The following is a 3,731-nucleotide window of genomic DNA, read 5'->3' as shown; positions in this document are numbered from 1 at the left end:
TAGCGCCTGAAGCCACGGTTACTTTTACTGTTGCAGTAGAAGTTTTAGAAGCATCCAGTTTATCGGTAATCGTGTAGGTTAAAGTATAAACGCCAGCTGGGGTATTCGCGGCAACGCTTACCGCTCCTGTTGCCGGATCGAGTGTTACTTTACCATTGCTATCGTTTGTACCGTTGGTAATGGTGACATCATTTAAAGTTGGAGCTGTGGTTGTTCCATTGTAAGTATCGTTTACCAAAACATTGGCAACCGCTGTTCCGCCTGTTACCGAGTTAGCAGTACCTGCATCATCCTTCGCCAGTAATGCGCCTGAAGCTACGGTTACTTTGATTGTTGCGGTAGAAGTTTTCGAAGCATCCAGTTTATCGGTGATCGTATAAGTTAAGGTGTAAACACCAGCCGGGGTATTCGCAGCAACACTTATCGCTCCTGTTGCCGGATCAAGTGTTACTTTACCGTTGCTATCGTTTGTACCGTTGGTGATGGTGACATCATTTAAAGTCGGAGCGGTTGAAGTTCCGTTGTAAGTATCGTTTGCCAAAACATTGGCTACCGCTGTTCCGCCTGTTACCGAATTTGAAGCACCTGCATCATCTTTCGCCAATAAAGCACCTGAAGCCACGGTTACTTTCACTGTTGCAGTAGAAGTTTTCGAAGCATCCAGTTTATCGGTGATGGTATAAGTTAAGGTATAAATACCAGCCGGGGTATTCGCGGCCACACTAACTGCTCCTGTTGCCGGATCGAGTGTTACTTTACCATTGCTATCGTTTGTACCATTGGTGATGGTGACATCATTTAAAGTCGGGGCGGTTAAAGTTCCATTGTAAGTATCGTTTGTCAAAACATTGGCTACCGCTGTTCCGCCTGTTACCGAGTTAGCTGTTCCTGTATCATCTTTCGCCAATAAAGTACCTGAAGCCACGGTTACTTTCACTGTTGCGGTCGAAGTTTTCGAAGCATCCAGTTTATCGGTGATGGTATAAGTCAAGGTGTAAACACCAGCCGGTGTATTGGCTGCCACGCTTACCACTCCTGTTGCCGGATCGAGTGTTACTTTACCATTGCTATCGTTGGTACCGTTGCTGATGGTGACATTAGATAGATTTGCTTGTGCACCACCGTTGTAAGTATCGTTTGTTAAAACATTCGCAACTGCTATTCCACCTGTTACCGAGTTAGCAGTACCTGCATCATCTTTCGCCAATAAAGCAGCTGAAGCTACGGTTACTTTCACCGTTGCGGTAGAAGTTTTCGAAGCATCCAGTTTATCGGTGATCGTATAAGTTAAGGTGTAAACGCCTGCCGGGGTATTCGCGGCCACACTTACCGCGCCCGTTGCCGGATCGAGTGTTACTTTACCGTTGCTATCATTTGTACCGTTGGTGATGGTCACATCAGCCAAAGTCGGAGCAACAGTTGTTCCATTATAGGTGTCGTTCGAAAGTACATTCGCCACTGCTGTTCCGCCTGTTACCGAGTTAGCTGTTCCCGCATCATCCTTCGCCAATAAAGTACCTGAAGCCACTGTTACTTTTACTGTTGCAGTCGAAGTTTTCGAAGCATCCAGTTTATCAGTAATGGTATAAGTCAAAGTATAAACGCCAGCCGGGGTATTTGCCGCCACACTCACTGCTCCTGTTGCCGGATCAAGGCTTACTTTACCATTGCTATCGTTGGTACCGTTGGTAATGGTGACATCATTTAAAGTCGGAGCTGTAGTTGTTCCGTTATAAGTATCGTTAGCTAAAACATTGGTTACCGCTGTTCCGCCGGTTACCGAGTTAGTTGTTCCTGCATCATCTTTCGCCAATAATGCAGCTGAAGCTACCGTTACTTTTACCGTAGCGGTAGAAGTTTTCGAAGCATCCAGTTTATCGGTGATGGTATAGGTTAAGGTGTAAATGCCAGCCGGGGTATTCGCAGCCACACTTACCGCTCCCGTTGCCGGATCGAGTATTACTTTACCGTTGCTATCGTTGGTACCATTGGTAATGGTGACATCATTTAAAGTTGGAGCGGTTGTCGTTCCGTTGTAAGTATCGTTTGCCAAAACATTGGCAACCGCTGTTCCGCCGGTTACTGAATTTGAAGTGCCGACATCATCCTTCGCCAATAATGTACCTGAAGCCACGGTTACTTTCACTGTTGCAGTAGAAGTTTTCGAAGCATCCAGTTTATCGGTGATGGTGTAGGTTAAAGTGTAAACACCAGCTGGGGTATTCGCAGCCACACTTACCGCGCCTGTTGCCGGATCGAGTGTTACTTTGCCGTTACTATCATTTGTACCGTTGGTGATGGTGACATTAGATAGGTTTGCTTGTGCACCACCATTGTAAGTATCGTTACCCAGAATATTAGCAACCGCCGTTCCGCCGGTAACACTATTTGCACTTCCACTATTATCAACAGCTAATATCACTCCGCTAATCAAGTGAATCGTAACAGTCGCTTCTTTTACATTTCCAGGATTTGCTTTATCTTCAATCTGATAAACCAATGTATAAGTTCCTACAGGTGTACCCGGAAGAACATTTACTTTTCCAGTTGCAGGATCAATAGAGATGTTAGGATTTGAACTCGAAATCTGACTGATGGTCACATTAGCTAAAGTAGCCTGGTTACCGTTCACTTTATCGTTAACCAACACATTGTTCACGGCAACACCACCTGTTACTGCATTTAAAGTTCCTTCATCATCAACTGCATAAACGCCGGTATTGGTTACAGTTGGTGTATTGTTGCCTTCAGTAGTACCCGAAATATCAGAAACATTGCCATTTAACGGATCTTTTCCGCTAACAGTAGCGGTATTGCTCACCGAGCCCAAGGCCTTTTCAGCAGTAGAAATTGTATATGAAGCCGTAGCCGTTGTACTCATTCCGGGTGCCAGTGTTGTAGCAGCCAATGTTATTGCACCTGTAACCTTGCTATCTGTTATCACGAGGTTATTCAAGGTTACATTACCGGTATTTTTAACTGTAAACAGGTAACTGATCGAGTTTCCATTAATGTTTAATGTTCCGGTTTTCACTAAAGTAACCGCCGGACTTAAAACAATGTTAACATCAGCGCTTGCTGCCTTTGCCGTTGGCAACTCGGTGGTTTTAACACTTGCTGTATTGGTAATCTTTCCCAGGTTATTTGTTGGATTACCATTATTATTTAAATCTGATTGAAGTACTGTATAAGATCCATTGTAAGTCCAGGTTTCGCCTTTTTCTAAAATATTATCTGTATTTCCGGTTTTTGTTGGGTTGCTTAAAGCACCACCTAGCAAGGGATCGCTAACGATTACGTTATTTTGATTTGCATTTCCAGTATTACTTACCGTTACGGTGTAATGAATAACATTTCCAGCTTTATTAACTGATGAAACATCCGAAGATTTTGTAATCGATATCGACGAGCATACCGGAACAGATACCGTTACAGTAAATGCATTACCAACGCAGCCACCTGTAACAGTTGCCTTTGGTGTTATGGTATACACGATTGTTTGGATACTGTTACTCGTATTAATTAAAGTTTGCGTAATTGTATTACCCGTTCCATTAGCAGCACCCGTAACATTCGTATTTGAATTTACTGTCCAGGTGAACGATGCCGGAACCGAATTCCCACCATTAGCCGTGTTATTAATATTTAAGGTTTGAATATTATAGCTAAAACTTCCAGCACAATCTAAAGTCCTGGTATCATTAAACCCTTTTGGCGTTTGATAAATCGTA

1 protein-coding gene is annotated in these 3,731 nt (G+C 43.7%); it reads right to left on the bottom strand.

The genetic code is table 11. The features are described from left to right. On the bottom strand, nucleotides 1-3,731 hold a 3,731-nt coding region (locus AC04QZ_RS24965; protein WP_478359927.1), incomplete at both ends, for a beta strand repeat-containing protein.

The sequence above is a fragment of the Pedobacter folensis genome, from assembly GCF_056490665.1.
This window is presented reverse-complemented; position numbering and strand designations above follow the sequence as displayed.